Annotated in this window: 23 protein-coding genes; 14 read left to right on the forward strand and 9 right to left on the reverse strand. The window is 73.6% G+C overall.

Going from position 1 to position 23,873, the window contains the following annotated elements:
• Positions 1–70: 70 nt before the first annotated feature.
• The 4 genes from ACIQTO_RS19275 (at position 71) to ACIQTO_RS19290 (ending at position 6,822) form a co-directional block, all read left to right on the forward strand.
• Positions 71–454: a CU044_2847 family protein gene (locus ACIQTO_RS19275; RefSeq protein ID WP_402389125.1), complete on the forward strand. Its 384-nt coding sequence runs from the start codon at positions 71–73 to the stop codon at positions 452–454.
• On the forward strand, positions 451–4,962 hold the full coding sequence (locus tag ACIQTO_RS19280; RefSeq protein ID WP_402389128.1) for a trypsin-like peptidase domain-containing protein: 4,512 nt from the start codon (positions 451–453) through the stop codon (positions 4,960–4,962). Before ACIQTO_RS19275 ends, ACIQTO_RS19280 begins: the two co-directional genes overlap by 4 nt.
• A gap of 430 nt (positions 4,963–5,392) precedes the next feature.
• Positions 5,393–5,689, forward strand: a complete 297-nt coding sequence (locus ACIQTO_RS19285) for a hypothetical protein (RefSeq protein ID WP_402389131.1) — start codon at positions 5,393–5,395, stop codon at positions 5,687–5,689.
• A 152-nt stretch (positions 5,690–5,841) separates the two neighbouring features.
• A complete protein-coding gene (locus tag ACIQTO_RS19290) occupies positions 5,842–6,822 on the forward strand; it encodes an LD-carboxypeptidase (protein ID WP_402389134.1) in 981 nt (326 codons plus the stop codon).
• Positions 6,823–6,863: 41 nt separating this feature from the next.
• On the opposite strand, the gene ACIQTO_RS19295 is transcribed toward ACIQTO_RS19290, so the two are convergent.
• The 3 genes from ACIQTO_RS19295 to ACIQTO_RS19305 form a co-directional block, all read right to left on the reverse strand.
• On the reverse strand, positions 6,864–7,352 hold the full coding sequence (locus tag ACIQTO_RS19295) for an NUDIX domain-containing protein (protein ID WP_402389136.1): 489 nt from the start codon (positions 7,350–7,352) through the stop codon (positions 6,864–6,866).
• Positions 7,353–7,468: 116 nt separating this feature from the next.
• Entirely contained in the window at positions 7,469–7,672 is a 204-nt protein-coding gene (locus ACIQTO_RS19300) for a hypothetical protein (RefSeq protein WP_402389138.1), read from the reverse strand.
• Complete coding sequence (locus ACIQTO_RS19305) at positions 7,669–7,923, reverse strand: hypothetical protein (protein WP_402389140.1); 255 nt, start codon at positions 7,921–7,923, stop codon at positions 7,669–7,671. Before ACIQTO_RS19305 ends, ACIQTO_RS19300 begins: the two co-directional genes overlap by 4 nt.
• 126 nt (positions 7,924–8,049) lie before the next feature.
• Here ACIQTO_RS19305 and ACIQTO_RS19310 point away from each other — a divergent pair, with 126 nt between their 5' ends.
• The 4 genes from ACIQTO_RS19310 to ACIQTO_RS19325 all read left to right on the forward strand — a co-directional run bounded on the left by ACIQTO_RS19310 (position 8,050) and on the right by ACIQTO_RS19325 (position 9,925).
• A complete protein-coding gene (locus ACIQTO_RS19310) occupies positions 8,050–8,883 on the forward strand; it encodes a helix-turn-helix transcriptional regulator (RefSeq protein WP_402389143.1) in 834 nt (277 codons plus the stop codon).
• A gap of 8 nt (positions 8,884–8,891) precedes the next feature.
• Positions 8,892–9,086, forward strand: a complete 195-nt coding sequence (locus tag ACIQTO_RS19315; RefSeq protein ID WP_402389146.1) for a DUF397 domain-containing protein — start codon at positions 8,892–8,894, stop codon at positions 9,084–9,086.
• Between the two features lie 152 nt (positions 9,087–9,238).
• On the forward strand, positions 9,239–9,445 hold the full coding sequence (locus ACIQTO_RS19320; protein WP_402389149.1) for a DUF397 domain-containing protein: 207 nt from the start codon (positions 9,239–9,241) through the stop codon (positions 9,443–9,445).
• Positions 9,446–9,667: 222 nt separating this feature from the next.
• Positions 9,668–9,925, forward strand: coding sequence for a hypothetical protein (locus ACIQTO_RS19325; protein WP_402389152.1), 258 nt, complete (start codon positions 9,668–9,670; stop codon positions 9,923–9,925).
• Between the two features lie 118 nt (positions 9,926–10,043).
• Here ACIQTO_RS19325 and ACIQTO_RS19330 read toward each other — a convergent pair whose 3' ends face one another.
• Positions 10,044–11,354: a tetratricopeptide repeat protein gene (locus ACIQTO_RS19330; RefSeq protein WP_402389154.1), complete on the reverse strand. Its 1,311-nt coding sequence runs from the start codon at positions 11,352–11,354 to the stop codon at positions 10,044–10,046.
• A 79-nt stretch (positions 11,355–11,433) separates the two neighbouring features.
• Positions 11,434–12,882 carry a DUF4331 domain-containing protein gene (locus tag ACIQTO_RS19335; protein WP_402389157.1) on the reverse strand — a complete coding sequence of 483 codons (1,449 nt, stop codon included), beginning with the start codon at positions 12,880–12,882 and terminating at the stop codon, positions 11,434–11,436.
• Between the two features lie 485 nt (positions 12,883–13,367).
• On the opposite strand from ACIQTO_RS19335, the gene ACIQTO_RS19340 reads away from it, so the two are divergent.
• Entirely contained in the window at positions 13,368–15,047 is a 1,680-nt protein-coding gene (locus ACIQTO_RS19340) for a nickel/cobalt transporter (protein ID WP_402389160.1), read from the forward strand.
• 29 nt (positions 15,048–15,076) lie between these two features.
• Complete coding sequence (locus ACIQTO_RS19345; RefSeq protein ID WP_402389163.1) at positions 15,077–15,412, forward strand: hypothetical protein; 336 nt, start codon at positions 15,077–15,079, stop codon at positions 15,410–15,412.
• A gap of 153 nt (positions 15,413–15,565) precedes the next feature.
• Here ACIQTO_RS19345 and ACIQTO_RS19350 read toward each other — a convergent pair whose 3' ends face one another.
• The 4 genes from ACIQTO_RS19350 to ACIQTO_RS19365 all read right to left on the reverse strand — a co-directional run bounded on the left by ACIQTO_RS19350 (position 15,566) and on the right by ACIQTO_RS19365 (position 19,613).
• Positions 15,566–16,885 (reverse strand): FAD-dependent oxidoreductase, encoded by a 1,320-nt coding sequence (locus tag ACIQTO_RS19350; protein WP_402389165.1) that lies wholly within the window; start codon positions 16,883–16,885, stop codon positions 15,566–15,568.
• Between the two features lie 132 nt (positions 16,886–17,017).
• On the reverse strand, positions 17,018–18,193 hold the full coding sequence (locus ACIQTO_RS19355) for an RNA polymerase sigma factor (protein ID WP_402389275.1): 1,176 nt from the start codon (positions 18,191–18,193) through the stop codon (positions 17,018–17,020).
• Between the two features lie 8 nt (positions 18,194–18,201).
• Positions 18,202–18,609: a YciI family protein gene (locus ACIQTO_RS19360; RefSeq protein ID WP_380580922.1), complete on the reverse strand. Its 408-nt coding sequence runs from the start codon at positions 18,607–18,609 to the stop codon at positions 18,202–18,204.
• A gap of 197 nt (positions 18,610–18,806) precedes the next feature.
• Positions 18,807–19,613, reverse strand: a complete 807-nt coding sequence (locus tag ACIQTO_RS19365; RefSeq protein ID WP_402389278.1) for a DeoR/GlpR family DNA-binding transcription regulator — start codon at positions 19,611–19,613, stop codon at positions 18,807–18,809.
• Positions 19,614–19,777: 164 nt separating this feature from the next.
• Between ACIQTO_RS19365 and galT the strand changes: the two genes are divergently transcribed.
• The 4 genes from galT to ACIQTO_RS19385 all read left to right on the forward strand — a co-directional run bounded on the left by galT (position 19,778) and on the right by ACIQTO_RS19385 (position 23,832).
• On the forward strand, positions 19,778–20,899 hold the full coding sequence (galT, locus tag ACIQTO_RS19370) for a galactose-1-phosphate uridylyltransferase (protein ID WP_402389168.1): 1,122 nt from the start codon (positions 19,778–19,780) through the stop codon (positions 20,897–20,899).
• A 113-nt stretch (positions 20,900–21,012) separates the two neighbouring features.
• Positions 21,013–22,143 (forward strand): galactokinase, encoded by a 1,131-nt coding sequence (gene galK, locus ACIQTO_RS19375; RefSeq protein ID WP_402389170.1) that lies wholly within the window; start codon positions 21,013–21,015, stop codon positions 22,141–22,143.
• Positions 22,144–22,197: 54 nt separating this feature from the next.
• Positions 22,198–22,323: a hypothetical protein gene (locus ACIQTO_RS19380; protein WP_402389173.1), complete on the forward strand. Its 126-nt coding sequence runs from the start codon at positions 22,198–22,200 to the stop codon at positions 22,321–22,323.
• Positions 22,324–22,512: 189 nt separating this feature from the next.
• A complete protein-coding gene (locus ACIQTO_RS19385; RefSeq protein WP_402389176.1) occupies positions 22,513–23,832 on the forward strand; it encodes a chitinase in 1,320 nt (439 codons plus the stop codon).
• Positions 23,833–23,873 lie beyond the last annotated feature (41 nt).

The raw sequence follows: 23,873 nt of genomic DNA on the forward strand, positions 1-23,873 counted from the left end.
ACGGGGGCAGGGGCACCCACCCGCAGGGGGCACCCACGCACAGGGGCCGGTGAGGCCCCGAGGGGGAGACATGGCGTATCTCGTTGAGCTGCCGGTCGGTACGGCGGAGGGCCGGCCGGATGTCGTGAAGGTCGAGATCGAGCAGACCGCGGAGGGCCTGGTGCAGGTCGCCCGGCCGGGCCAGGTGGTGGCGCGCGCCACCCGGTCGCTGGGCGAGATGCTGGCCGGGGTGCGGCCGGTGGCGCAGGACTTCGTGGAGGGCTTCCGTGACATGGTCCACGCGCCGGACGAGATCGGCATCGAGTTCGGACTGTCGCTGTCGGCGGAGGCGGACGTGGTGATCTCCAGCACCTCGGCCCAGGCCAACTTCAAGGTCTCGCTGACCTGGCACCGGGCCCCGGCCGACGACGCGGGCGAGGGCGTCCGGCCGGTCTCGGCGGAGCCCGCGCCGTGACGTCGCCGGGCACCGGGCCCGTCGAGGGGCTCGGGCCCGTCGAGGGGCTCGGGGCGACGGCGCTGGACGCGGCGGTGCTGCGGGTCCGCGACGCGCTGAGCAGGCCGGTGGGCGTGGGCTTCCTGGTCGCTCCCGACCTGGCCCTCACCTGCGCGCACGTGGTCACGGCGGCGCTGGCCGGCCAGGGCGTCGAGCCGGGCGTCGGGTCCTGGGTGTTCGTGGACCTGCCGTTGCTGCCGGCGCCGCCCGGCGCGGGCGAGCCGGCCGTGACGGGTGTGATGGCGGTCGTCGAGCACTGGATCCCGCGGACGTCGGAGCGCGGTGGTGACGTCGCGGTGCTGCGGCTGGCCGCCCCCCTGGCCGGCGTCCGCCCGGTCCGGCTGATCGAGACCAGGACCGAGAACGTCTGGGAGCACCCCGTGCGGGCGTTCGGCTTCCCGGTCGGCCGTTCCGACGGCGTCTGGCACGCGGGTGTGCTGCGGGCCCGGCAGGGCGGCGGGTTGTTGCAGGTCGACCTCGCGGCCCAGGGCTACCGGGTGTCCGGGGGGTTCAGCGGCAGCCCGGTCTGGGACGACCACCTCGGCGGGGTGATCGGCATGGTGACGATCGCCGAGGCGACCGACCCGCCGGTGAGCTACCTGATTCCCACCGACGGCCTGACGGCGGCCTGGCCCGGCCTGCGGGCCGTCATGCTGCCGCCCTCGCCGTTCCGCAGCCTGACCTCCTTCCAGGAGTCGGACGCGGCGGTCTTCCACGGCCGGAGCGTCGAGAGCGAGGAGGTCGCCCTCCTGGCGGCCCGCGAGCGCTGGGTCACCGTGGTCGGCCCCTCCGGCTCCGGGAAGTCGTCGCTGGCCATGGCCGGGGTGGTCCCCCGGCGGCGGGCGGCCGGGGCACTGGTGGTGACGCTGCGGCCGGACTCCGGCGGCAGCCCGCTCCCGGCGCTGGCCGCCGCGCTGCTGCCGCTGCTGGAGCCGGAGCTGTCGGCGACGGAGCGCCTTCAGCGGGCCCCCGTCCTGACCGCCGTGCTGGCCGGGCCGCGGGGCATGGCCGACCTCGTGCCGCTACTCCTTCAGCGTTACCGGGCAAGCCAACTGCTTCTGGTCCTGGACCAGTTCGAGGAACTGCTGGCAGCCGGCCGGTCCGCCGTCGACGAACTGGCCGGCGTGCTGTTCACCGAGGCCCTGCCGAGCACCGTCCGCGTCCTGACCACGCTGCGGGCCGACTTCCTGGAGGCGGCCCTCGCCCACCCGCGGCTCGGCCCGGTCATCGGCCGGAAGGTCTACGCGCTCGGCCCGATGAGCCGCGAGCAGCTGCACCAGGTGGTCACCGCGCCGGTCGACGCGAGCCCGGGGGTGCGCTACGCGCCCAGCCTGGTCGAGCGCCTGCTGGACGACACCGGGGCCGAGCCGGGCGCGCTGCCGCTGCTGGGCTTCGCCCTCGACGTGCTCTGGAAGCGCCAGGACGCCGGTCTGCTGACCCATCAGGCCTACGAGGCGCTCGGCGGGGTGAAGGGCGCGCTGGGCGCCCACGCCGACGACGTCCTGCGGCGGACGGTCCCGCCGGAGGAGCGGGACACCGCCCGTCGGCTCTTCACCCAGCTCGTCCGGGTGCCGATGGGCTCGCTGTCGGCCACCCGTCGGACGGCGCTGCGCACCGACCTCGCCGAGGACGAGTGGCGTATCGCCCGGCGCCTGGCCGACGAGCGCCTGCTGGTCACCGGCCGCAGCGCCGAAGGCGCGGAGACGGTGGAGCTCGCGCACGAGGCGCTGATCAACGCCTGGGACGAACTGCGGACCTGGGTCGAGGAGGACCGCGCGTTCCTGGCCTGGCGGGAGGTCCTGCGGCACGACCGGGACCGCTGGGAGCGCGCCGGGCGCGACCGCGACCTGCTGCCGGGCAAGACCACGCTGGCGGGCGCCGAGCCCTGGTTGCGCGGCCCGGCCGGACACCTGAACGAGGCCGAGCGGGACTACCTGGCACGCGGGCACGCGCACCGCCGCTCAGGCCGCCGGCGGCGGGTGGTGGTGGCCGTGGTGCTGGTCGCGGCGCTGCTGGGCGCCCTGACCGGGGGTCTTCTCACCCAGCGGCAGCGAGACGCCACCGACCGGGAGCGGGCGGCCACCGCCCGGCAGACCGCGGCCGTCAACTCCAAGGACCTGGCCGCCCGCGCGCAGGCCCTCGGTGGCAGCGATCCCGGACTCGCCACCCAGCTCGCGATCGCCGCGCACCGTACGTCCCCCACCCAGGAGGCCACCGCCCAGCTGTACGACCTGGGCAGCTCGCTGATGGACGGCGTCGTCGGCGAGGCCGGGGGTTCGGTCGTCATCGTGGCGACCGCCGCCCGCGCGCCCCGGGTCGCCACCGTCGACGAGGACGGAGCGGCGCGGATCTGGGACCTCACCGACCCGGCCGCGCCGGCCCTGCGCTCGACCATCGACGTCGGCCTGGTGGGCATCGCCCTCACCCCGGACGGCTCCCACCTGGCGGCCAGGTGCGACCCCGCGGGCGGCCTGTGCCTGTGGAGCCTCGCCGACCCCGCGAAGCCCGTGATCGCGGCCCGGCTGCCCTACACGACCGACCCGGGGGAGGAACCGACCGGCGTCACCTCCATGGCCGTCAGCGCGGACGGCGCGCTGCTGGCGGCGGCCTCGGGAAACGGCGACACCCGCCTGTGGTCGATCGTCCGGCCCGCCGCCCCCCAGGAGTTCGGCCGGCTGCGCAACCCGACCGGCGACGGGCCGCACAGCCTCGCCGCCGTCGCCTTCGCGCCGCAGGGGCACCTGCTCGGCGCCACCGTCCTGGGCGGCAAGACCCAGCTGTGGGACGTCACCGACCCGGCGAACCCGGCCAACCCGGCCACCCTGGAGACCGGGTACAAGTCGATCGCGTTCAGCCCCGACGGCAGCCTGCTGGCCGCCGGCAGCCAGCGGGACGTCGGCCTCTGGCGGGTCGGGGACCCGGCCCACCCCGAGGCGATCAGAGTCGGCATGGAGGGCTCCGCGAACGTGAGCGCGGTGGCCTTCGGCCGGGACAGCCGCTCGCTCGCCTACGGCGGGACGGACGCCACGGATCCCAAGGGCGATCTCTGCTTCGCCACCCTGGCCCCGGAGGACCTGACCCCGGGGTCGGCGAAGTCGACGTGCCTCAAGACGCCCTTCGGCGTCTACGCCATGGCCACGACCACCGTCGGCGGGCTGCTGACCGCGGGCGCGGACGGCGTGCTGCGCCGCTGGCGCTCACCGGTGCGGCAGATCGAGGAGGCCCGGCAGCCCGGCGGCCTCCCCTCCTGGTCCTTCAGCCCGGACGGACGCCTGATGGCCGCGCCCCAGCAGGTCAGGGCAGCGCCGCCGACCCCGAACTCGCAGTCCGTCGGGCTCTGGGACCTCTCCGCATCCCCGGGCCCGGCCCTCCTCACGACCCTCCCGGTCTCGGCGCGGAGCACCGCGTTCATCCGTCCGGGCGCGCTGCTGACCATCGGCTGGGAGGGCGAGGTCCAGCTCTGGAAGGTGAGCGATCCGCGCAACCCGGTCAAGGCCGCCACCCTGGGCACCGCGGACTTCCCCGCGACCCCGACCGGCGTCGGTGATGTGATCATCACCTTCGGGGTGACCTGGGACGACGGTGGCCACCTGATGGCGGTGATCCGCGGCGGCGCGCTCCACCTGTGGCGGGTGACCGACACGCTCGACGCGACGGAGGCGGGGTCGATCCCCGCCCCCGACGCCGGCGGCCACGACGCCGGCGTGCTGAACCACGGTCGCACGGCCTACCTGGCGACCAAGAGCGGCTTCGACTGGTGGGACGTCAGCGACCCGGCGAAACCGCGGCGCGCCGGCTCCTCGGAGATCAAGCCCCCGGACGGCTCCACCGGCTCCGGAGACAAACTGAACATGGGCTCCGCGATCTCCCGGGGTACCCCGGACAGCGCCGTCCTGGCCGTCACCAGCACACCGGACACCACCTGCAAGTGCGCGGCCCTGGAACTCTTCCACTTCACCGGCGGCGGCGAGCCGACCTCGCGGGTCACCGTGCCCGGGGCCTTCAATGACGCCCTCGGACTGAGCAGCGACAACCGACTGCTCGCCGCCGGCGGAAACAGCGGAAACACGGTATCCCTGTGGGACATCGGCGATCCGCGGCACCCCCGCCCCCGGACGACCATCCAGACGGTGCAGGACATCCAGGGCATCGAATTCGCCCAGGACGGCACGCTCATGACCGTCTGGAACGAGACCACCCTGGAACTCTGGGACCTCCGCGACCCCACCGCCCCCGCCCGGGTGGCCTCCGTCGCCAATCCGAACAGCAAGCCGATCCGGGCGGTCGCGCTCGTGGCCACCGGCCCCACGCTCCTCGTCGCCTCCAGCCAGACCGTCTCGCTGCTCGACACCGACCCCGGCAACCTCGCCACCCGCCTGTGCTCCTACAGCGCGGGAGCCGTCACCCCCGCGCAGTGGCAGCGGTACGCGCCCGACATCCCCTACCGGGAGCCGTGCCCGAAGCGCTAGCCGGGCGCGGTGAGGCCGTGACCGGCGGGACCACCACCGGCCAAGGTCAAGGCCTCACCGTGACCGGAGGTGCCCGGAGGCGAATGCAATGCTGACCGGTGACCGGAAAGAGGACACCCCTGCGAGGACCACAGGCCGCTGCAACAGTCCTGTTGCCTCGACTCCACGAAGAACAGCAGGCCAAGCTGATGTCGCCGGACAGGCCGCCGACCCTTCGCCGATTGATGGGATCTGCTTCCGGCGCCGGCCGTGATCCGAGCCGCCCCGAGCGATAGTCGCCGCACTGGAAGTCGGCCCGTCCGACTTCCGGTGCGGCACCCGGGGGTGCCACGCCCGTCGTCCCGTTGCCCCGCGCCGTCCCTCACTACCTTGAGCCGCATCGGCGGGGCCGCAGTGGGCGGTCCCGCGCCGTCCGAAGGGACATAGACGCATGAAGCGACGCACCGCCACCGTTCTGGGAGCCTGGCTGGCGGCGGCCACCCTGGCCGTCGCGGTACCGAACACCGCGTACGCGGCCCATGGTGTGCTGATCATCGACGGCGGCGCGCACCAGGATCCGAGCGGCTGCATCACCCTGGGCGACTTCGTCCGCCCGCTGGTGACCAACCTGACGGACTCCGTGGTTCAGGTGCGGACCGGGACGGACTGCTCCGGCCGGATCGAGGCGTTGATCGTCCCCGGTCAGAGCTACGCGCCGATCGCCGGCCGGAGCGTCCTCGTCCCCTGACGCCCGGAGAGCGGGGCCCGCGCAGGAGTTCGGCCCGGCCGGTCGGACGTCGGATCGGGGGTCGAAGGCCGTCGCTGCTCCTCGGCATCGATGTCAGTGCCTCCGGCTATCGTGCCGGCGACCGTCGAGAAGCAGGGAAAGGGTCTTCCGCCATGCCGTCACTCCTGCGCCCGCGAGCGCTCGCTGCCGGCGACGTCGTCGCGGTCGCCGCGCCTTCCGGCCCCCTGGACGCCGAGGCCGCCCCGCTGTTGGCCCGCGGCACCGGGACACTTCGGCAGCTGGGTTTCGAGGTGCGCGACTCGGCGCTGCTCGCCGCGGGCCACCCCCGTTGGTGGGCGGCCGGCTCCCCGGCCGCGCAGGCCGAGGAGTTGAACGCCCTGCTGCGCGATCCACAGGTGCGGGGCATCATCGCCCACACCGGCGGCCAGGCCACCCTCGGCCACCTGGACCTGCTCGACCTCGACGCGATCCGCGCCGACCCCAAGCCGCTGCTGGGCTGCAGTGACATCTCCCTGCTACTGCTCGCCCTGTACGGCCGCACCGGTCTGGCCGGCATCCACGCCGACATGGCGACCTACGGGCTCGGCCACTCCTGGCACACCCTTCCCGGCCGGCACGAGGAGTTGGCCGCCCTCTACCGGCGGCTGCTCACCGTGCCCGAGCCGCTCGGCGTCCTGCCCGCGACCTCCGGCTGGGAGTGCTGGCGGGCCGGGCAGGCGCAGGGGCCGCTGGTCGGCGGGCTCCTCAACCGGCTGACCTCCCTGCAGGCCACCCCGTACGCCCTGCCGGCCGAACTCTTCGACGGCGCGGTGCTGTTCTGGGAGGAGGTCGAGCGCCCGCTCGCCGCGGTCTGGAGCGATCTGCACGTCCTGCGGTTGTCCGGGGTACTGGACCGGATCGCGGCGATGGTGGTCGGTGTTCCGCACCGGCTCACCGCCCCCGGGTGCGCGCAGGGGGCACCGGCGCTGCGCGAGGTGGTCCTCGACGTTCTGGGCAGCCGCGACCTCCCCGTGCTCGGCCAGGTCGACATCGGTCACGCCGGCCCCAATCTCCCCCTGCCGCTGGGCGTCCGTGCGGCGGTGGACGCCACCGCGCGGACCTTGACCCTCCTGGAGGCCGCCGTGACGGCCTGACCTCCGGGAACGCTCCGCATCTGGCGCCCGGTTCACCGGAGCTACTCGGCGGGGATGCCGCGGAGGAGGAAGGGGAGGTGGGCGCCGCGGGCGAGGGCGGTGAGGGCCTGGGCGGCGCGGCGGTGCTGGTCGGTGGCCATGGTGTCGGCGAGGTCGGCGGGGTGGACCCAGTGCAGGGCGACGATCCGCTCCGGGGGTCGGTGGCGGGCGACGGTGGTTTCCTGGGCGCGGGTGAGGCGGCCGCCCCAGTAGACGAAGTTGACTCCTTCGGGCAGCAGTTGGGCGTCGACGTAGTCGGTGGCGAGGATGCTGCGCAGGGGGAGGACGAGGCCGGTCTCGGTCTCGGTGTGACGGCGGGCGGCGAGGTGGGGGAGTTCGTTGCGTTCGGCACTGCCGCCGGGGAGGGTGCAGCCGTTCTTGTAGGTGGTCTCGACGAGCAGGACGGCGCCGTCGGTGTTGAGGACGAGGGCCTGGTGGCCGAGACGGCGGCGGGGCGGGTTGGTGAGGATCTCGGGCAGCGGGTACAGCATCGCGGGCTCCTTGGAGGGGAGTTGGGGTGAGTGTCCGGCCCGGCTCGCGGCTGGGGTCGCGAGCCGGGCCGGGCGTCCCGCGTGGCGCACCACACCGGCACGCGGGAGTTCGGGGGTCATCGGCGGGGCGTGGTGGCCGACAGCCGGGTGAAGCAGGCGGGCAGTCCGGCGACGACGCCGGTGGTGAGGATGAGGCCGCTGACGAGGAGGCGGGGCCCCAGGGGCGCGTCGCGGATCGGCCAGCAGGCGAGCGCGGCGGCGCCGGTGCTGAGGGTCGAGACGCCGAGGAGGGCCGTGAGAAGCCTGAAGGAGGGGCTCACGCGGCGTCGTTCGCGCGGGGCGGGCTGGGGTGCTGGACGTGGATGAAGCGGGGAGTGTCGAGCGGCTTCACGTGCTCGGGGCCGGTGGTCCACTCGCAGCCGCCGGCTTCGGGTCTGAGGTAGGCCGCGCCGCCGAGGGTGTCCATGTAGACGCCTTCGGTGGCCTGCCCGTTGGGGGCGCGGTGGGCGAGGTCGCGGACGACCTCGCCCACCGTTGGCCGGTACGCGGGCGTGCGGGGGCGGCTGGGCATGGGGGCTCCCTTGGTTGCTCTGGGTTCCCGAGTTCTTACCGGGTGTAGCCATGGTGGCCCGGATGGCTCTACGATGGCCAGGGTTTCACCATTGACCGATCCGTCATGTGAAAGGTCCCAGCTGGCATGGTTGACAGTACAATTGACGCCACTTCATCTCCCGCCGTCCGGTTTGGATGGGAACTCCACAGGTCACGGCGGGCGAGGGGCTGGTCTCAGGTCGGTCTGTCGAAGCGCATGGGCTACTCGAACACGCTTGTGTCATACATCGAACGAGCGAAGCGTCCTCCAACAAGGAAATTCGCTGTCAAAGCCGACGAGGTGTTCGAGACTGGAGGTGCCTTCTACGAACTCTGGCGGCGGTACTCGCGCGCCAGTCTGCTGGAAGGGTTCCCTGAGTTCGCCGACGCGGAAGCGAAGTGTCGACGCTTGCGGACCCTGGAACTGGCTGTCATTCCAGGGCTGTTCCAGGTACCGGCCTACGCCCGGGCGTTGGCTCAGGCCGCCGCAAACCGAGGTGCCATCTCGCAGAGTGAGGCGGCAGAGCGAGTCGACTTCCTGGTCTTTCGCCAACAACGTGTGCTGGGACAGCAGTCGCCTCCGCTCATCCATGCGGTGATGGATGAGAGCTGCCTGCTCCGTCCGGTCGGCGGTCGCGACGTCATGTGCGGCCAACTCGACCATTTGGAGGCTCTTGCAGCGCGCCCGAACGTCACCATCCAGGTGGCTCCGTTCAGTCTTGGTGAGAACTTGCCGTTCACCATGCCGGTAGTGCTGTTGGACCTTCCGGATCACTCGGTAGTCGGATACGCCGAGTCTCAGGCTCGTGGCTACCTTGAACGCACGCGTGCAACGGTCACAGGTTGGGAGAGAGAGTACGATCAGCTAGTGGTGGAAGCGCTGCCCAAGGCGGCATCCCTGGCACTGATCCGCAAGGCTCGAAAGGAGCTAGCCTCATGAACCTTGACATGTCTAGCGCTTCCTGGTTCAAGTCGCCTTACAGCAACAATGGCGGCAACTGCGTGGAGGTCTCCGCGAGCTTCCCGGGTGCCGTTCCCGTGCGTGACTCCAAGGACCCCGAGGGTCCCGCGCTCGTCTTCCCCGCCGATGCCTGGCAGTCGTTCCTCGCCGGTGTCCGCAAGGGCGACTTCGGCGGTGTCTGAGACGACCCACGTGCAGAGGGCCCCGACCGGCTTCCCGGTCGGGGCCCTCTCCTATCGGTGAGGCACGGGGCGTACGATCGGCTGGTGGTGCAAGGTGGCCTCGAAGCAGTGTCCTTGACGCTAGTTCACAAAGTCTCGGAAGGAGCTTGCCCATGAACCCCGACCTCTCCGGCGCGTCCTGGGTCAAGTCGTCGTACTCGGGCAACGGCGGCAACTGCGTGGAGGTCTCCGCGAGCTTCCCGGGTGCCGTTCCCGTCCGTGACTCCAAGGACCCCGAGGGGCCCGCACTCGTCTTCCCCGCCGATGCCTGGCAGTCGTTCGTCGCCGGTGTTCGGGTGGGCGACTTCGGCGCTGTCTGAGCGGCGGCCCCGGTCGGTTGCGATCATCACCACCGGCCGTGCGCTCGACGTGATCACGATCTGCGGCCCGGGTAGCGAGGGGCCAAGGACGACGACGCGGAGGAAGCAAGGTCGCCCCATGGTTCGAGCAGCCTGGCGGCGCGACGCTGTACAAGCTCAACAAGACCGTGAGTCAGCTCTGCCCGGGGGATTCCTCGTGCGCGGGACAGGAGAACCCTGCAGGTGAACCACCATGAACTCGTGGTCGCGCTCCGCGAAGCCGGGGTGAGTAGTGGCTCGTACGGGCTTGAGGTGCGCGACCTGCCGAGCTCCAAGTACATCCAGGAGAGCATCCCCGTCCTGGTCGAGCACGTCGACGGCCGGTGGGCGATCGAGGCCTGGGAGCGCGGCCGGCACTGGACCGTGGCGAGCTTCGACACCGAGGCGGAGGCCTGCGCATACCTGTACACCTATCTCGTGCCGCCGTCTCGTAGCAGCTGAGCGCCCGGCCGGGGGCTCGCCGGCCGGGCGCCTCGGGTGCGTGCGGGGGCGTCAGCCCGTGTGTGAAGTCCCTCGCGGTGGCACCCCACGTGGGGACCGAGGACCTGCTGAAGGAAGGTCAGCCAAGGGCCGTCAGCGCGGTGCGGGCGAGGGGGGCTTGGAGCGGGTTGAAGGCGGGGTCGGCGGTGAGTGCCTCGGTGAGGTGGGTGCGGGCGTCGTCGGTGTCGCCGAGGGCGTGTTCGATCTCGCCGAGGTGGTAGAGGAAGAGGGCGTTGTGCCAGCCGTGGGCCTGGGCCTGTCGGGCGAGGCCGAGGGCTTCGGTGTCCGCGCCGGTTCGGTGCAGGGCCCAGGAGAGGGCGTCGGCGACGAGGACGTTCTGCCGGCGGGCCCATTCGGCACGCAGGAGGCGGACGGCCTCGGCGGGGTCGCCGTGGTCGGCCTGGTACTGGCCGAGCGTGAGGTCGTCGACGACGCCGTTGGCGGCGGCCAGCTGCTGTTCGGCGGTCAGCATCCGGTACTGTTCGCGGGCCTGTTCGGGCTGGCCGAGGGATTCCTGGAGTTCGCCGAGTTCGAGCAGGTACTGGGGGAGCGGGACGCGGGCGATGGCGGCGGCGTAGTCGCGTACGGCGTCGTCGTGCCGGCCGAGGGCGGCTTCGGCGCGGGCCTGGCCGGCGAGGGCGGGGGTGTGGCCCGGGTCGGTGCCCAGGGCCTGCCGGTAGCCGGTGAGGGCCTCCTGGGCGCGGCCGGAGGTCCGGTCGAGTTCGGCGATCTGGTACTGGCAGAAGGCCTTGTCGGCGGGGTCGTAGGCGCCTTCGAGGGCTTGGCGGAGCGCGGCGCGGGCGTCGTCCGTGCGGCCGTGCTGTTCGAGGTCGTAGGCGGCCCGGGTGAAGGCGGCGGTGCCGGGGCGGCGGTCCAGGAGTTGCTGGACGGCTTCGGTGGCGCCCGTGTCGTCGCCGAGCTGGGTCCGGGCGTCCGCGAGCACGGCGTAGGCGGGCCAGTGCGTCGGTGAGGCGGCGATGGCCCGTTCGGCGAAGTCGCCCGCCTGGTCGAAGAGGTGTCGGGCGTTGGCGAGGGCGCCGAGGCCGGTGAGGGCGTCGGCGTTCGCCTGCGGCACCAGGGTGAGGGACCGGCGCAGTGCCTCGTCGGCTTTCGGGTAGTACGACGGGTCGGCGGTGAGGCGGGCCTGTTCGACGTACTCCGCGCCCAGCCGGGCCCAGGCCGCGGCGTCGTTGGGCAGCTGCCGCAGCCGCTGCTGGTCGGCGCTGATCGCCCGGGTCAGCGAACCGTCGGGGGCGGAGCGGTTGCCCGGAGGCCGGGCGGTGTCCGCCGAGGGACGGGGGGAGCCGGGCCAGGGACGGTCCAGGGCCCCGAACGCGGCCAGGCCGCCGCACAGCGCGAGGGTGGTGAGCAGCAGGGGCAGGCGGCGCATGGGAGTCCTTCGGCGGTGCGGTGGGTGGGGCCGGGCGGGTGGGTGACGGCGTGGTCGCCCACCCACCCGGCGGGGTGGGTCAGTTGGGCTGGTTGACGGCCTTGTCGTACGGCAGCGCGATGTACGGGAAGGCGGTGCCGAACGGCTTGTCGGCGGTGTTGACCTTGTCGCCGGCGGCGAGGGCACCGATCAGGTGGCCGGGGGTGGCGCCCTCCATGACCTGGAGGGCGATGTCGACGACGTCGTCGGTGAGGCGGCGGCCGTTGGGGTAGCCCTGGAAGTCGCCGTTGAGGACACCGAGCCGGTCGGGCTTGGCGGTGACCGGGGTGGACATGTTCAGGCGCAGTTCCTCGGCCGCGACGAACTTCCTCGGGTTGATGTCCTGGTTCATCAGCTGCGAGTTGAGGTCGACCTGGAAGGGTCCGCCGGTGGCCTTGGCGATGCCGGTGAGGAAGATCTCCTGGAGGTCGGTGCGCGGGGTGGCCGGGGCGGGGAGGCCGTAGATCGCCTGGATCAGCTGCGGCACCTCGGGGTTCAGCACCTTGTCGACCACGGCGGGCTGGTTGTGGTCCTCCGACGGCGGCAGGGAGTTGAAGGCGTCCTTGAGGCCGGCGGGCAGGACGACCTCGTTGACGAGGGGGTTGCCCAGCCGGGAGACCTGGACGAACTTGCCGGCCGGCTCGGCCTTGCCGGGGCTGAGCTTGAGCGTCTGCTTCTCGGTGCTGGACCAGACCCCGATCACCGGGTTGCGGCCGGGGTCGCCCTTGTAGGCGAGGCGGCTCTTGGGCACCTGGATGGACAGGGAGTTGACGTTGTACCCGGCCAGGGTGTTCTGGCCGACCTCGGAGAGGTCGCCGCCGTAGAGCAGGTCGAAGATCCGAAGGTCGAGGAAGAACGGGTCCGCGGCCTGGGTCGCCACGGTCTGCCCGCCGCCCGGGAGCTGGACGGTCGCCTGCTGGCGCAGCTGCCCGTAGTTCGGCATGGACGCGCGGCCGGTGTCGGAGGGGGCGACGCTGCCGTGCTCGACCAGGGTGACCGGGTCGCAGTCGGGACGCAGCTCCTGGAGCGTGTAGTACTGGCGGAACAGCAGGGTGGGGTCGGTGAGGTTGTTCACGACGCCGTTGTTGTAGAGGAAGGTGTTGGTACCGCGCCGGTCCTCGGTGTGGAAGGTCCAGCGGTAGGTGAGGTCGGGCCTGCCGGTGCCTTGGGAGTCGATGTTGATGTCGTAGTGCGCGCCGTCGGCCCAGGGGTAGAAGTTGGGTCCGCCGTTGGGCTCCTGGAACGGCAGCCAGTTGGCGACGAGGGTGACGGTGTCCTGGTTGTCGGGGCTGGTGAAGGCGTAGACGTCGGTGTTGTCGACCTGCGGGTCGGCGGCGATCAGCGGGGCCTCGCGGTGGCTGGAGGCGGTGCTGACACCGGCGCCGGATCCGAGGATCGCGGTGCTCGCCAGCGCGAGGCTCATGGTGGTGAGGGTCGCCGCGGTGCGGGCGGTGGAGCCTCGGCGGGCGGGGCGGCGCGTGACGTTCATACGAGTGGGGTGCTCGCTTTCGTGACGGGTGGGCTTCCACTCCGGGCCGGACGTGGCGACGGAGCGGGGATCCGGCTGGGCAGCCGCACTCGGCACTGTGGACCGGATCCCGTCACGGCTTCGCGAGCGGGGCGGGCGCGGTTTGGTCGCCTCACTCCCGTGGCTCAGCGAAGTCACCCGCCCGGGTGCACGGACGCCGCGAGGAGCCCTGTTCGCCGGGTGCGCCGGGCGCATGGGGGAGGGACGCGCAGCACCGGCTCACTCCAACGGGTCAATCGGTGCCGATCATCCGTTCGGTGGACGGGAACAGGCATCCGGAGGCGATGCCCCGGCGGAGTGACGCCCGCGCCGGGGTCGGAGTGGTGCCAATCCCGAGCCGCCTCCCGGCCCGGATGGTGTGCGTCGGGCCCTTCGAGCCCGCATCTCGTTCCTGCCGGGCCGGGCTTCGCCGCCGCGGCGGCCGGCCCCTTTCCCGGAGGCCCAGCATGGCGGTTCCACGATTTCTCGCCCGGGCAGGTGTGGCTGCTTCGGGCGCACTGCTGCTGCTCGGTGTCGCCGTACCTGTCGCCGGCGCCCATCCACTGGGGAACTTCTCCGTCAACCACTACCTCGGCTTCACCGTCCACCCCGACGGCCTCGATGTCTTCGCTGTCACCGACGCCGCCGAGATCCCCACCCTCCAGGAGCAGCCGAAAGTCGACCGCGACGGCGACGGCACCGTCGACGACGCCGAGCGCGCCGTCTGGGCCTCCGAGCAGTGCGCGCAAACCGCGCAGCGCCTCAAGGTGACGACAGACCGGGCGACCGCGGCCCTGACCTGGCGGACGGACTCCGGGCGGTTCCAGTACGAGGACGGCTCCGCGGGCCTGCGCACCAGCCGCCTGGAATGCGTGCTACGGGCGGAACTGCACCTCCCGGCCGACGGCACCACGGTGCGCGTCGTCAGCGGGAGCGACCCGAGCCGGGTCGGCTGGAACGAGATCACCGCTCAGGGCGACGGGGCCACGCTCGATCACACCGGCGTCCCGGCCGAGTCGGTCTCCAAGGAACTCCGGGACTACCCCCGCGACCTGCTCGACAGCCCCAGCGGTGTCACCCGCGCCGAGTTCCGCGCGCGCCCCGGCGGCAGCGGGGCGCCGGTCCGGGGCGCGGGCGTGACGGCGGACGGCTCCGGGCCCACGGCCTGGCTCGCCAGCCTCGACGCCCGCCTCACCGAACTCGGCGCCGTCCGGCGCCTGACCGTTCCGCTGGGCCTGCTCGCCGTCCTCCTGTCGATCGTGCTGGGTGCCGGGCACGCGCTGCTGCCCGGACACGGCAAGACCGTGATGGCCGCCTACCTCGCGGGCCGCCGCGGCAGCACCCGTGACGCCGTCACCGTCGGCGCCACCGTCACGGTCACCCACACCGCGGGCGTCCTCGTGGTCGGTCTGTGCCTGACCGCGTTCTCCTCACTGGCCGGCGACGTGCTGCTCGGCTGGCTGGGCGTGCTCAGCGGCGCCCTGGTCGCCGTCGTCGGCGCCGGCCTGCTGCGCGACGCGGTACGGCGCGCCCGCGGCACCGAGCGGCACGGACACCCGCCGCACACCCACGCGGAACCCGACCGCGAGCCCACCAGGGAACTCGCCCACGTGTCGGCGGCGGTCGCCCCGTCCGGCCACCACCGCCACCCGGACTCGCACCCGCGGCCGGTCGCGCACCACGTCCGGGGTGACCACGGGCACGGCCACGGTGACCACCCGCACGACCACGACCACCCGCACGACCACGACCACCCGCACCACCACCGCCACGGTCTGTTCGGAGGCGGCCACCATCACCACCACGACCCCGCGATGCCCGGTCGCCGCGGCCTCGTCGGCCTCGGTATCGCCGGTGGCCTGGTCCCCAGCCCGTCCGCCCTGGTGGTCCTGCTGGGCGCCGTCGCACTCGGCCGCACCCTGTTCGGCGCGGCCCTCGTGCTCGCCTACGGCCTGGGCATGGCCGCCACCCTCACCGCCGTGGGCCTGCTCCTGGTTCGCGTCGGCGACCGGCTCGCCGGCGCGGCGAACGGCCCGGTCATCGGACGGCTGCGCCGGATCGCCCCCTACAGCGCCCTGCTGACGGCCCTGCTCGTCCTGACCGTCGGCCTGGGGCTGGTCGTCCGCAGCTTTCCCTCGACCCTGTGAAGACCCGTCCGCACCGGAGGCCGACCGTCATGACCACCCGCCCGGCACACCTGCTGTGCCTGATCCTCCTCGTCGGTCCGCTGTCGGCGGCCTGTGGAGCGGAGCCGGACGGCAGTTTCGACGCCCGGCCCGGCACGCCGACCCCGTCCTGTCTCCAGCACCAGGTCAACGACCCGGGCGCCGACTACACCGGTGGGGAGAAGTCCGATCCGCGGGCGGTGCTGGAGATGATGCGCTTCTACACGGCCAACGGAACCAAGGCGTACTGCGACGGCAGGCCGCCGACCGACACCGACCGCCGTTGGACGGGTCTGTACGTCGCGCTGGGCGGCGACGCCGGCCACCTCCCGCCGCCGGAGCGGTGACCGTCGCGACCATCCCCGGTCCACGGCACCACCGGCTTCGGCGACGCCGTCGAGCGAGGTCCCGGCCGCGCACGGTCGACCGTCCCGGCACCCGCGACCCCGGACCGTGCCCGGTGGCCCGGGGAGATCCTGGGCAGAGCCCCTTCCCGGTGCTCAGCCCGGGACGAGCGCGTCCCACTGGTCCCGGGTGGGGCCGTCGTGCGTCGGGGTGAAGTCCGGGCGGGCGGCCAGCCAGGCGGTGACGTGCCGGTCCACCTCGTCGGTGCCGTAGGCCTCGTCGGGCGTTCGCAGGAGGTGGCGGACCTGGGCGCGGGCCCGCATGACGACGGGGTCGTCGAAGGCGCAGGCGGCCAGGGCGGCGGCCCGCCGGTCCGTGAGGGGTGAACTCGCGGCGAGGCGTTCCGCGTTGGCGCGGTCGGACGTCACCTGGGCGTCGAAGCACGGGCGGAGGGTCCGCGCCGCCCAGGCGTGGTAGCCGGTCGGGTCCTCGGCCGTCTCGTCGGCGTGGGCGGCCAGGTGCTGGGCGGCGCGCAGGCCGAGGGCCACGCCGTGACCCAGGGTGGGGTTGGTGTGGATGAGGCTGTCCCCGGCGTTGACCAGGCCGGTGACGACGGGGCCGGCGTCGTCGGTGAGGGCCGTCCAGCGGTTGTCCAGGCCTGCCATCGGCAGGACGGCCGACTGCGGTTCGGCGGCCAGGTCCAGCCAGGCGGCGCAGGCGGGGAAGGCGCGGGCGGCGGCCTCGAAGACGGCGGGGTCGGTGAGCGCGCCTCGGGTCGGATCACCGGTGGAGAGCACCAGGTTCACCGCGAAGGTGTCGTTGTCGGAGGGGAAGACGCCGGCGAGCGCGAACGGCGCGGCCGAGCCGTTCTTGACCCGCCCGGGGTCGCGCGGTCCGTCGGCCCGCAGGCGGTACCAGCGGCACAGGTAGGCGATCCCGGCGCGGTGGCTGTCGACCACGGGCGGCCGGCAGCCGGCGGCGGTCAGCCAGGCCGGCACGGGTGAGCGGCGGCCGGCCGCGTCGACGACGAGGTCCGCCTCGTGGGCTTCCGCGCCCACCCGCACGCCGGTGACCCGGGGCGGGCGGCCCTCCTCGACGGTGAGGGCGCTCACCCGGCAGCCGCGTCGCACCTGCACGGTGGGTTCCCGCCGCACGGCCGCGGTCAGGGCGGCCTCCAGCACGATGCGGCGGGTGCGCAGGGTCACCAGGTCCTCGTCGCCGGCCCGGTGCGGAGGGTGCTCGCCGAACCAGTCGAACTCGTGGTACTCCCGGGCGCCGCGGGCCAGCAGGTCCGCGTAGACGTCAGGGGTTTCGCCGAGCAGCACGGTGCGTACGGGCGCGAGGAGCGAGTGGGGTTGGACGGCCTGCGGTATCCGGGGCCGGTTCCAGTGGAAGAAGTCCCGGTCGAGGTCTGCCCCGGCCTGCCGCGTGTCCTGTTCGAACAGGGTGACCGTATGGCCCCGCCGGCCCAGCATGAGCGCCGTCCCCAGCCCGCTGATACCCCCGCCGACCACCGCAACCCGCGCCACTGTCTCCCCATTTCGCGTCGTGTTGCGGGTTGATCCTACTGTCCGATGATCTTCGGTTGCGCATCGGGGCTGCCCCTGTCAGTGCCGGCGGCGGGCGTTGAGCCGGGCGGCCTGGCGGGTCAGATGGTCGCGTTCGGCGAGGTTGGGGGCCTGGTGGGCCGCCTCGGCGTAGAGCCTGGCCGCCGTCGCCAGATCGCCGTCCCGCTCGTGGAGGTACGCCGCGACCGCCGTGCGGCGGGGGACGGCGCGCCCTCCGGTCGAGGAGTCCGGGGAGGGGTCGTCCAGCGCCGCGAGCGCCGCCAGCCCGGCGCGCGGTCCGTCGGCCTCACCGACGGCCACCGCGCGGTTGAGCCGGACGACGGGGCTGCCGGTCAGCCGCACGAGCTCGTCGTACCACTCGACGATCTGCACCCAGTCGGTCTCCTCGGCGGTGGGCGCGTCGGCGTGGAGTGCCGCGATGGCGGCCTGGGCCTGGAACTCGCCCAGCCGGTCGCGGGCGAGCGCCGCCTGAAGGATCCCGACGCCCTCGGTGATCGCCCCGGTGTCCCACCGGCCGCGGTCCTGCTCGGCGAGCGGGACCAGGCTCCCGTCGGGCGCGGTCCGGGCGGCGCGCCGGGCGTGGTGGAGCAGCATGAGGGCGAGCAGGCCCGCGACCTCGGGGTGGTCGACCTGGGCGGCGAGCTGCCGGGTGAGCCGGACGGCCTCGGCGGCGAGGTCGACGTCGCCGGTGTAGCCCTCGTTGAAGACCAGGTAGAGGACGCGCAGCACGGTGGCGACGTCGCCGGGCCGGTCGAACCGCAGGCCGCTCACGGTGCGCTTGGCCCGGCTGATCCGCTGCGCCATGGTCGCCTCGGGGACCAGGTACGCCTGGGCGACCTGACGGGTGGTCAGCCCGCCGACGGCGCGCAGCGTGAGGGCGACCGCGGACGACGGCGTGAGCGAGGGGTGCGCGCACAGGAAGTAGAGCTGGAGCGTGTCGTCCACCGCGGGCGCGGCGCCCGGCGCCGGCTCCTCGTCGACGAGGTCCTCGCGCCGGCGCCGGGCGGTGTCCGAACGGGTCGCGTCGAGGAACCGGCGCCAGGCCACGGTGACCAGCCAGCCCTTCGGGTCCCGGGGAGGGTCGGCCGGCCAGACGCGGACCGCCTCGACCAGCGCGTCCTGCACGGCGTCCTCGGCCGCCGCGAAGTCGGCTCCGCGGCGGACGAGGACGGCCAGCACGCCCGGGGTGAGGCTCCGGAGCAGGGCCTCGTTCAACGGGGAGGTCACTCCGTGATGGTAGGCGGCGCGGCCAGGAACGGACGGACCTCCAACCACTCGTGGATCGGCTTCCCGCCCGCCCCGGGCGCGGCCGACAGCTCCCCGGCCAGCTCGACGGCGCGCGCGTGGCTGTCGACGTCGATCACCATCCAGCCGGCGATGAGGTCCTTGGTCTCGGCGAACGGGCCGTCGGTGACCGGCGGGCGCCCCTCGCCGTCGTAGCGGACCCAGGAGCCCTCGGGGGCGAGCGCCTGGCCGTCGACGAACTCGCCCGTCTCCTGGAGCCGGTCCGCGAAGTCGTGCATGTACCGCATGTGCGCCGAGATCTCCTCCGGCGTCCACTGGTCCATGGGCACGTCGTTGACCGCGGCCGGGGCGCCGCGGTAGTGCTTGAGCAGCAGGTACTTGGCCATCGTGGTTCTCCTCGGCGCTGGTGCGACCCATGGTGGTCGCGCTTCACTACGGGGACGGAGCGGGCCACGGGTTCTCGACATCACCGGCCGGGATTTCTTCGGTTCTTTTTCGCGCGCTCGGCTCACGGCTGCCGCGGGTCCCGCCGGCGACCGCGTCCAGGCCCTGCCCGCAGCGGTCGGCCCTCTTCGCCCCGGGCTCAGGGGGTCGGGACGACGACCAGTTCGCCGACCAGCGCGGCGGCTGCCGCGCGGTGCTCCTCGGAGAGGCCGTCATCGGTGATCAGGACGTCGACCTGGTCGAGCGGGGCGAAGGAGACCAGGCCGACGGAGTTCCACTTGGTGTGGTCGGCCACCACGACGACCCGCCGGGCGGAGTGGATGAACGTCCGGTTGGTCTCGGCCTCGGCGAGGTTGGGGGCCATCAGCCCGCCGTCGGCGGACAGGCCGTGGCAGCCGAGGATCAGCACGTTCACGTGCAGCGAGCGGATGGCCTGGTCCGCGACCGGGCCCACCAGGGCGTCCGACGGGGTCCGGACGCCGCCGGTGCGGATGACGGTGGCCGGGGTGGGCGCGCTGTCCGCGCCGGGATCCTCCATGAGGTCGGCGATGCGCAGCGCGTTGGTGACGACGGTCAGCCCGCCGATCGCCCGCAGGCAGCGGGCCACCTCGTAGGTGGTGGTGCCGGCGGCCAGGCCGACGGCCGAGCCGGGCTGGACGAGTTCGGCCGCGCTCCGGGCGATCGCCTCCTTGGCGGGCAGGTGCCAGGACGACTTGGCCTCGAAGCCGGGCTCGCGGACGACCGGGTCCTCGATCCGTACGGCGCCGCCGTGGACCTTGTGGAGCAGGCCCTTGCGGGCGAGCGTGTCCAGGTCCCGACGCACCGTCATGTCCGAGACGCCCAGCTCGCGGACGAGTTCGTTGACGCGCACCCCGCCCCGGGTGCGCACCAGGTCGAGGATCAGGGCGCGCCGCTGGCCGGCGAGCGGCTGGTGGGTGTCGGACATCGGGCTGGCCTCCTCCGGCGGGTGGTGACCCGGGTGAATGGTGATCATCGCCATCATGACAGGTCGAGTCGCCGCCTGTTCGCGAAACGCTGTTGACTTCCGTTGGATAATGTTTGATTGTGACTGTGTCCGGGGCATGGGCGCCGGAAAACCGAGAGGGAACGATGGCCAAGACCGTGACGACGCTGGCGGACGGCCGCGAGCTGATCTACTTCGACGCGGGCGCGGCCGCACCGCCGCACACCGCCGTCGACCGCCGTCCGCTGGACCGGTCGGCCCCGGCCTCCGAGGTACGGCTCGACCCGGCCACCGGCGCCTGGGTCACCATCGCCGCCCACCGCCAGGCCCGCACGTACCACCCGCCGGCCGACGAGTGCCCGCTCTGCCCCTCCCGCGACGGACGCCTCAGCGAGATCCCCGAGGCCGACTACCAGGTGGCGGTCTTCGAGAACCGCTTCCCGTCGCTGGCCGGCTCCCCGCTCGCTTTCCCGGGTGGCGAGGCGGCGGAGGCCGACCCGCTGCACACCGCGCGGCCGGGCGACGGCCGCTGCGAGGTCGTCTGCTTCACCGCCGACCACGACGTCTCCTTCGCCGACCTCGACGAGGACCGCGTCCGGCTGGTCCTGGACGCCTGGACCGACCGCACGGCCGAGCTGTCGGCACTGCCCGGGGTGGAGCAGGTGTACTGCTTCGAGAACCGGGGGGTCGAGATCGGCGTCACCCTCGCCCACCCGCACGGCCAGATCTACGCCCTGCCCTTCACCGCCCCGCGCACCGCCCGCATGGTCGAGCAGGCCGGCCGCCACCGCGAAGCCACCGGGCGCAACCTCTTCGAGGACCTCCTCGCGGCCGAACGCGCCGACGGTGAACGGGTCGTGACCGCCGGCGAGCACTGGACGGCCTTCGTCCCGTTCGCCGCCCGCTGGCCGTACGAAGTCCACCTCTACCCCAACCGCCGCGTCGCGGACCTCACCGGGCTCACCGAGGACGAGCGAGCCGAGTTCCCCGGCGTCTACCTCGACCTGCTGCGCCGCTTCGACGGCCTCTTCGCCACCCCGCAGGCCCCCGGGCGGACACCGTACATCTCCGCCTGGCACCAGGCCCCCGCCCGCGACGGTGACGAACTCGCCCTGCACCTCGAACTGTTCACCATCCGGCGGGCCGCCGACAAGCTCAAGTACCTGGCCGGGGTCGAGTCCGGCATGGACGCCTTCGTCAACGACATCGCCCCGGAGACCGCCGCCCGGCGGCTGCGCGAGACCGCCCCCCGGACCGCCGCCTCCTGAGCACCCGGCTCGTTCCCGCGAGCGCAGACCTTTCCCGCCGCAGGCCTTTCCCCCGGCAGACCTCCCACCGCAGGCCCTCCACCCGCAGACCTCCCACCCGGAGAACGACAACCATGACGACGTTCCACGCGCTCTACGGCCACCAGCCCGAAGGGGAGTGGGCGGCCCCCGGCCGGGTCAACCTGATCGGTGAACACACCGACTACAACCTCGGGTTCGTGCTGCCGATCGCCCTCGCGCAGACCGTGCGCGTCCAGGCCCGCCGCCGGACCGACGGCCGACTGCGCCTGTACAGCGCCCAGGGCGACGGCTCCGTCACCGAGCTGACCGCCGAGGACCTCGCCGCCGGCGACGTGGCCGGCTGGGCCCGCTACCCGGCCGCCGTCGTCCGGGCGCTGGCCGCGGCCGGCCACCGGGTCGGCGGGGCGGACCTGCTGTTCGACAGCGACGTCCCCACCGGCGCCGGGCTCTCCTCCTCGGCGGCCCTGGAGTGCGCGGTCGCGATCGCCTACAACGACCTGCACGACCTCGGGCTGGGGGAGCAGGAGCTGGCCCTGCTCTGCCAGCTCGCCGAGAACCGGTACGTCGGCGTGCCCTGCGGGATGATGGACCAGATGGCGTCGATGTGCTGCCGGGCCGGCGCGGCGCTGTACCTCGACACCCGGGACCTGGCCGTCCGTCAGGTGCCGTTCGACCTGGCCGGCGCCGGTCTGCGGCTGCTGGTGATCGACACCAGGGTGAAGCACGACCTCGGCGACGGCGCCTACGCGCAGCTGCGGGCCGGCTGCGAACGGGCCGCCGGACTGCTCGGGCTGCCCGCCCTGCGCGAGGTGCCGCTCACCGGCCTGGACGAGGCCCTCACCCGGCTGCCCGCCGAACTACGGCCGCTGGTCCGGCACGTGGTGACGGAGAACGAGCGGGTCCGGCAGGCGGTGACGCTGCTCGACGCCGGTGACCCGGCCGCGCTCGGGCCGATCCTGACGGCGGGACACGCCTCGCTGCGCGACGACTTCCGGGTCTCCTGCGCGGAGACGGACCTCGCCGTCGCGGTGGCCGTGACCGCCGGCGCCCTCGGGGCACGGATGACCGGCGGCGGCTTCGGCGGCTCGGTCATCGCGCTGGTCGCCGCCGCCGCTGCTGAGGCGGTGGCCGGCAGTGTCACCGAGGCCTTCCGCGCGGCGGGCTACGCCGAGCCGGTGATCCACCACGCCGAGCCGGCCCGTGGGGCCCGGAAGCTGAGCTGAGCGGGGTCGGGACCGGGCTCGCCCGGGTGTCCCGGCTCCCGTCCCGGTGGGGGCGTGGGCGGCTCGGTCATCGCGCTGGTCGCCGCGGGCAGCGCTGACGCGGTGGCCGGCAGTGTCACCGAGGCCTTCCGCGCGACGGGCCACGCCGAGCCGGCCAGCGGAGCCCGGAAGCTGAGCTGAGCGGGGCCGGGACCGGGCTCGGGGCGGGGACCAGGTGGACGACCCGGGTCCGTCCCGGTGTCCCGGCTCCCGCCCCGGCGGCGCGCCGAGCCCGCCGGTACCGCCGGATCGGCGTCGGGCGGCGATGATCGATGACAGCTCTCCCGGAGCGACGTCGTCCCATCGCTTCTCCCGTACAGGAGGGCTCCGATGCCCCGGCCGTCCCAGCCGTCCGCGACCCTCACGCCCCTGGCACTGGTGCTCTCCTCGCTGGCCACCGCGCTCCTTCCGGTGGCGCCGGGCACCGGAGCGCGGAGCGTACCCGTGGTGAGCACGGCGGCCCCCGCGCCCGTCCCGCCCGCGTCCGACCGCGCGCCCGCTCCGCTCACGCCCCTACCGGCCCCGGTCGACAGCCGGGAGCGCTTCCCCACGCGGTTCACCGCGCCGTACGTGGAGGCGTGGGGATCACCGGACGTGCTGGAGCGCGCTCACCGGGAGCTGGGCCTGTCCTACTTCACGCTGGGCTTCGTGATCAGCGACGGCGGCTGCGAGGGCGCGCTCGACGGCACCATTCCGATCGCGGAGCCCGGGTGGCCGGAGTCGGTGGCGGGGCTGCGCGCGGCCGGCGGCGACGTGATCGTCTCCCTGGGCGGCGGCGCGGGGACGGAGCTGGCGAGGGCGTGCAGCTCGGTGGACGCCCTCGTCGGCGCCTACCGGCGCGTGGTGGAGGCCTTCGACCTGCGCAGGATCGACCTGGACATCGAGGGGCCCACGCTGGAGGACGACGCCGCCAACGAGCGCCGCACCCGCGCACTGGCCCGGCTCCAGCGCGAGTACGCCGCGGAGGGCCGCAGGCTCGCCGTTCACTACACCCTGCCGACCCACCCCCACGGTCTGTCCGACCCGGCGCTGCGCCTGTTGTTCGACGCCCGCGACCGGGGCCTGGAGATCGACCTGGTCAACATCATGACCATGGACTACGGACCGGACTTCGACATGGGCCGGACCGCCATCGGGGCCGCGAAGGGCCTGCACGAGCAACTCGCCGGGATCTGGCCGGGCAAGAGCGCCGCGCAGTTGTGGGCGATGGAGGGCAATACGCCCATGGTGGGTGTCAACGACGCCGTGAACGAGGTCTTCAGCACGGCCGACGCCATCGAACTGGCGGCGTTCGCCGACGAGACGGGCATCCGGATACTGTCCTACTGGTCGCTGGGCCGGGACCGGGCCTGCCCCGTTCCGGGCGTCCTGGCCGAGGACTGCAGTGGAACCGCCCAGGAGGCGGGCGACTTCGCCCGCCTCCTCAACCGCACCGCGTCCCCCGCCCCGCGGATCGCCGAGCCGGCCCGGTTCCGGTACCGGAGCGCGGTGGCGGGGCGGGGGATCGTCCCGTTCCGTCCCGACGGTCGGGCACGGACGGAGATCGAACGTGACCCCGCCGGCTGGGGCCAGTCGCCGGCCTTCCAACGCCGTTACGCGGGGCCGCACGTGGGGCCGCACGCGAAGGGACCAGGCGGACCGCAGCGGTAGCCGCCGGTACCGGAGGCTCCTTCGGCGCGCCGGCGATGCGG

Source organism: Kitasatospora sp. NPDC091207 (assembly GCF_044768625.1).
Taxonomy (GTDB): Bacteria; Actinomycetota; Actinomycetes; order Streptomycetales; family Streptomycetaceae; genus Kitasatospora.